Source organism: Bradyrhizobium sp. (assembly GCF_019242285.1).
Classification (GTDB): Bacteria; Pseudomonadota; Alphaproteobacteria; order Rhizobiales; family Xanthobacteraceae; genus Bradyrhizobium.
This window is the reverse complement of sequence record NZ_JAFAVV010000472.1, coordinates 1-4,940: the sequence shown is the minus strand read 5'-3', so window position 1 is coordinate 4,940 and position 4,940 is coordinate 1. Positions and strand designations below refer to the sequence as shown.

At 63.9% G+C, this 4,940-nt stretch carries 4 protein-coding genes and 2 pseudogenes; 3 read left to right on the top strand and 3 right to left on the bottom strand.

The features are described from left to right. Positions 1-219, bottom strand: a pseudogene (locus JOY90_RS18635) (hypothetical protein); the annotation flags it as partial. Here JOY90_RS18635 and JOY90_RS18630 point away from each other — a divergent pair. After that, positions 218-772: a GcrA family cell cycle regulator gene (locus JOY90_RS18630; RefSeq protein ID WP_291692583.1), complete on the top strand. Its 555-nt coding sequence runs from the start codon at positions 218-220 to the stop codon at positions 770-772. The pseudogene JOY90_RS18635 and the gene JOY90_RS18630 sit on opposite strands and share 2 nt — an antisense overlap. 46 nt (positions 773-818) lie before the next feature. Next, positions 819-1,433, top strand: a complete 615-nt coding sequence (locus JOY90_RS18625; protein WP_291692582.1) for a DUF6456 domain-containing protein — start codon at positions 819-821, stop codon at positions 1,431-1,433. On the opposite strand, the gene JOY90_RS18620 is transcribed toward JOY90_RS18625, so the two are convergent. After that, the gene (locus JOY90_RS18620) at positions 1,430-1,807 is read right to left on the bottom strand and encodes an SPW repeat protein (RefSeq protein WP_291692581.1); all 378 of its coding nucleotides are present in this window, start codon (positions 1,805-1,807) and stop codon (positions 1,430-1,432) included. The two genes, JOY90_RS18625 and JOY90_RS18620, sit on opposite strands and share 4 nt — an antisense overlap. 137 nt (positions 1,808-1,944) lie before the next feature. Further along, positions 1,945-4,251 (bottom strand): outer membrane protein assembly factor BamA, encoded by a 2,307-nt coding sequence (gene bamA, locus JOY90_RS18615; protein WP_291692580.1) that lies wholly within the window; start codon positions 4,249-4,251, stop codon positions 1,945-1,947. A 282-nt stretch (positions 4,252-4,533) separates the two neighbouring features. On the opposite strand from bamA, the pseudogene JOY90_RS18610 reads away from it, so the two are divergent. After that, positions 4,534-4,940: pseudogene (locus tag JOY90_RS18610) on the top strand (hypothetical protein); the annotation flags it as partial.

Here is a 4,940-nt window from a genome sequence, read left to right as displayed (position 1 = left end):
CATCGCTCGGGCCAGACCGCCCTTGGTCTTGCCCGGCCTCTCCAACCCCCGCTCAATCATCGTAACGTCCAGCATGGTCACCACTTTTTCGGTTTTCCAAAAGATAGTAATTCCGATTATCAGAATGTAGCTTGACTTTTCAATTCTGAATATCGGAAAAATACCCCGATACCGCGCGATTCCATCTCCCACCCGCTTCGCGCGTAGAGGAAAAGTCATGCAATCGAATGACTGGGCGCCGCAGCATTCCGCGGCGCTGCGCGAACATCTGGCCCAGGGCCTGTCCTATTCGGAAATCGCCAATGCCATCAATGCCAAGTTTGGAACCTTCTATACCCGTAATGCCGTGATCGGCCGTGGGCGCCGCCTTGGCCTGGGCAGGCCCAGGCAGGCCGAGGATTTCCCCAGGCCGCCGAAAAGGCTCAGACGCCTGCCGAGCAAAGCCAGGCCGGCGAGGCCGGCAGCCTCGAAAGCAGCCCGAAGTGATTCGGCCGGACACCGCGCCCTGGCGCCGATGCCCCGTCGCAGGGTGCCCAGGCTTCGCTGTGTCGGGATCGCGCCGCGGCTGCTGTCGCTGACCGAACTCGAGCCCGGTGACTGCCGCTACCCTTATGGCGGGGACAGGGACGGCGAGCCGATCGTCTTCTGCGGTCATCTCCGGATGGAGGGCTCGAGCTACTGCGAGCCGCACTTCCATCTGACACAGGGCGAGGAGACGCTGGAGCAGCGCGACATCATCCCGCTGGTGTTGCGGCTGCTCGCCGCAGCCTGACCGGGCGGGCGCATGAAATCTCATCTTCATCGGGAAAGGAAGCAACGTGGCACGGGCCAAACGCAACAAGTCCCACCGGCTGTCGAGGGTTCATGACCGCCGTTCGCCGGATCTACCGCACAACGCGGAGGTCGCATTGGTCGAGGTCGACGATCCTCTGGCGCTCGATCCGGGCGAGAAGATCGTCACCCTGCGCTCGATCCGCAACGATCCCCTCGGAAAGCTGCATTCGCACCGGCAGATCGACGAGGCGCAATATCAGGGCGGACGCGCCTTTCAGAACGACTGGGAGCGCGCCGAGCGCGGTCCGCAGGCGATCGATCCGAGCCGTCCCTATGTCGACGGCGCGCAGACGCGCGAGCCGGTCACGGAAGGCCAGCGCAAGGCCGTGCTGCGGCTGAACCGGGCCGAGCGCGAGCTTGGCGCCGACGGATCGGCACTGGTGCACGACGTCCTGATCAAGGGCATGACCATGGAGCAGGTCGGTCACCGGCGCGGCCTCAAGACCCAGCGCTGGACCGATTATTTTTCGCGGCGGTTTCGCGAATGCCTCGACCGGCTGGCGCTGATCTACGGCTTTGCGACGGAGCGGAAGGAGTTGGGTGTGCATAGCCGAAGGCCGTTCGGCCATGCAGGGGACCCGCCCAAGGCCGGTTGCTAGCCGTCCTTCGTGGTCGCGGACGGATGCGATGCGAAATGCGCGGCGTCATAGACCAGCCACAGTTCGAGCATGGCCATGAACACGACCACCGCGCCGATGCCGACGGCAAAGTGCATCGCGCGGGTGTGCGCGAAGCCGAGGATCCAGGGGGAGACGATCAGCCAGATGCCGCCGAGGACGTTGACCCACTCCTCCCAGTTCGCATAGGCCACCATCGCAGCCAGCGACAGCACGGCAATCACGATCCCGCTCGCGAGCAGATCCGTCTTTCCCGCGCTGTTGGTCAGGGCAAACAGCCAGGGCGATGCCAGGAGCAGCACCGCGAGCAGGAGGTTGTAGAGATCGAGAGCCGATTCGCGCCGCCAGTTGAACATGCTTGCCCCCTTGGGTCGTGTGAGGGAAGACTCGGTCCGACGAAGAACGCGCCGCTTGTCTGGCCGTTTCGCCGTGCAATGAGAAGCCCGATTAGACTTTAGACGCCGGAGCGCCTTTGGAAGAAACGTGGCCCTGCTCAGAACGGGCTGGCATTGAAGTTGAGCGGCTGCACCACGTCATAGGGCGCCTTCGTCAGCGGCACGGCATAGTTCACCGTAAGCGCGCCGAACGGCGACGCCCAGGTCAGGCCCACGCCGGTCGATGAGCGCAGCACGTTCTTGTTGGCGATCTGCGCCACCTGGGTGCCGAAGGTCGTCGGTCCCTTGTAGCCGAACACGCTGCCGGCATCGACGAAGGCCGACGCCCTCAGGCCGTATTCCTGCGGGACGCCGGGGATTGGGCTCTGCAATTCCGCGGTCGTCGCCCAATACATGCTGCCGCCGACGTTATCCATGGTGGTTCCGGGCGTGAGGTCGCGGGGACCGAAGCCGCTCGGCGCGAAGCCGCGCACCATGCTCGGGCCGCCGAAGAAATTGTTCAGAAGCGGCACCTGCGCGCCGCCGAGGCCGGTGATGTAGCCGCCCTGGGCGCGCACCATGCCGACGAGGTCGCCGCCGAGCTCGTGATAGTAGCGAACGTCCTCGGTGGTCCGCAGGAACTTGACGTCGCCGCCGAGGCCGGCGAGGTCCTGCCGGAGCTGCGAGTTGATGCCGCTGGTCGGCGTCTTGTTGTTGTCGAGGGTATTGTAGCTGATGGTGTCGCCGACGGCGGAGACGAGCTGGGTTCCGGCCGCGGCGGCCTGCTGGATCGGCAACGAAGGCGGCGCCAGCAGGGTGTTCGGATCGATCGTGACCTTCTGGTCATAGAGCGAATAGCGCAGTTGCATGACCGCCGTTTCGGTGACGGGCAGGCCGAGCGCGAGGTTTGCACCATAGGTTTCGCTGCCATAGGACTGGTAGGGGCTCGGCACGTTCTGCTTGAAGAACGGCTCGAAGGTCCCCGACATGCGGCTGCCGAACAGCGCCGGATCGGTGAAGCTGAAATTCGCGCCGCGTCCATACTGGCCGTAGCTGACCGCGGCCTGAACCGAATCGCCGGTCCCGTAGAAATTGCGGTCGCCGACCTTGACCTCGGCAAGCAGACCGTCGGTGGTCGAATAGCCGCCGGAGATGTTGAAGTCGCCGGTCTGCTGGTCGTCCGCCTCGACGTCCAGGACGACGCGATCGGAGGAGGAGCCCGGTTTCGTCGTGATCTTGACCGTCTTGAAATAGTTCAGGCCCTTCAACCGCCGTTCGGCGCGGTCGATCAGCGTCTTGTTGTAGGCGTCGCCCTCGGCAACGTCGAACTCACGGCGAATCACGTAGTCCTTGGTCTTGCTGTTGCCGTGGATGTCGATGCGCTCGACATAGGTGCGCTGTCCCTCCTCGATGTCGAACACGACGTCGATCCGCCCGGCTTCGGGATTGCGGTTGATGCGAGGCGTCGCGTGCGCGAAGGGATAGCCGAGCTTGGCCATCTCGATCGCCAGTGCGTCGTTGGTCTTGTCGAGCGTGCTGCCGTTGAAGGTTTCGCCGTTCTTAGCAAGTACCAGACGCCGGAGCCGGTCGGTGTCGAGCCCGGGCAGGTTGCCGGCTATGCCGACGTCGCCAAAATGATAGAGTCGGCCCTCCTCGATCGTGAACGTCAGCGCAAATCCCTTGGTCGAGGGATCGTATTCGACGCGAGCCTCACGCACATTGGCGTCGGCATAGCCGCGGTTGCGGTAATATCGCCGGATCTGCTCGCGATCGTCGTCGATGCGGTCGGGATCGTAGACATCGCCGCCGGTGATGAAACTCAGCACGTTGGTCGCCGAGGTCTTGATCACGGCCTTGAGCTGGCGGTCCGCGAACACGTGGTTGCCGGCGAAACTGATCTGCCGCACCGTCGTCTTCTTGCCTTCGGTGATGGTGTAGACGAGATCGGCGCGATCATTGCCGCGATCGATGATCTCGGGTGTCACCGAGACGTCATCGCGGCCCTTGTGCCGATAGGCTTCCAGGATGCGGCCCACGTCGCCCTGCACGGTGGCGCGCTGCAGCGCGCCGCGCGCCTTGGACTGGACGACGGCGGTCAGCTCTTCATCCTTGATCTTCTTGTTGCCTTCGAAGGCCACGCGACCCAGCACCTTCGCTTCGGTCAGGCGCACGGTCAGATGATCGCCCGTTCCATCGATCCGGACGTCGTCGAACAGGCCGGTCGCGATCAGCGCCTTCAGCGCCGCGTCGCGTGCGGCAGCGTCGTAGTGGCCGCCGGGCGAGAGATGGAAGAAGGAACGCACCGTCTCGGTGTCGACCCGGCGGTTGCCTTCGACCGTGATGTTGCTTGCGGAGGAAGGCGCGGGGGTCTCGGCCGCCGCTGATGGGATCAACAGTCCTGCGGTTGCGGCGGCAATCAGCGCCATCACAACTCTCGACCGGGTTCGCGGTCCCGGCATCCGGCACTTCGTCGTCACGCTCCGCCATCCCGTTTGCTGCGGAGCGCAAATCTAGGAGTCGGCGAGTGGTGAAAAAATGTCACACTCGAGGTTTGTTGCAGGTCATAGGTTAACATCGCCGCAATTTTGACGCGATGTTGCGCCGCGCATTCCCCGTTTAATTCTCATAGCCGCTCGAAAATCCCGTTAGCCAATGCCGCTGGAAGGGGCTGTATCCTTTCGCGGTGGGGCGACTGCCGGGAGCCTGCAATGCGTAAAGTGGCCTTCGCTGCTATCCTGTTCCTTCTGATTCAGCCGGCCTTCGCCGCTGTCCAGCCGGAAATCGATCCACGTGCATCGCTCGCCGTGGTCCAGCAGTGGATCTACAATTATCGCGCCAAGCCGGACTACGCGCATGTGCCGGCGGCGGTGCGCGTGCTGTTCCATTCGCAGACGTTCCGGGAGCCGGAGAATGCCGGCATCTATCTCGGCTTCGTCGCCGGTGCGATCGGCTCCAATCCCGCGAAGGCAGAGCAACTCCTCGACAGTTTGTTTCCGGTGCCGGCGGAGGACGAGTGGGTGATCGTCCGCGCCATCGCCTTTTCGGGCTTGCCGGACTGGCGCAATCTGCTGCGCCACGTCGCGCCCAAGATGCCGGGCCGGCAGGTGATGATCGA

What these genes read in the sequence shown, in the direction of transcription:
- JOY90_RS18620 (WP_291692581.1), bottom strand. Translation starts at nt 1,807, where the DNA reads ATGTTCAACTGGCGGCGCGAATCGGCTCTCGATCTCTACAACCTCCTG.
- JOY90_RS18630 (WP_291692583.1), top strand. Translation starts at nt 218, where the DNA reads ATGCAATCGAATGACTGGGCGCCGCAGCATTCCGCGGCGCTGCGCGAA.
- bamA (WP_291692580.1), bottom strand. Translation starts at nt 4,251, where the DNA reads ATGGCGCTGATTGCCGCCGCAACCGCAGGACTGTTGATCCCATCAGCG.